Here is a 380-nt window from a genome sequence, read left to right as displayed (position 1 = left end):
GCCGTCACCTCGTGCTGGCCCGGAGATACGTTATCGAACGTGCCGCCGTCCTGCCAAGGGCCGCCGTCAAGGCTGTACTCGTACTCGCCGGGGCCGCTGGCCGTTGCTTCTATAACGTGGTTTTCCGCAAAAGCTTGTGTCACAAGCTCGACAACCAGTACCGGAGGCTCGCTCTCCACCACCTCTGCCGTGTCCGTACTGGTACAGCTGGTCGCAGATGACGTGCCCGTATCCGTTACCGTTACGCTGTAGCTGCCGCCCTGTTGCGGCATAAGGCTAGGCCCCGTAGCGCCAGCTATGACCGTACCGTTAAGGCTCCACTCAAATCCGTAGTTCGCGGCAGACAGGCCGGTATCAAGAACCAGCGGGTCGAGCGCCTC

General features: G+C 61.6%; 1 pseudogene. It reads right to left on the bottom strand.

The window, feature by feature from the left end:
- Positions 1–380 (bottom strand): annotated as a pseudogene (locus tag LBV24_RS15125) (T9SS type B sorting domain-containing protein); the annotation flags it as partial.

The sequence above is a fragment of the Winogradskyella vincentii genome (assembly GCF_020166345.1).
Lineage (GTDB): Bacteria > Bacteroidota > Bacteroidia > Flavobacteriales > Flavobacteriaceae > Winogradskyella > Winogradskyella vincentii.
This window is presented reverse-complemented; position numbering and strand designations above follow the sequence as displayed.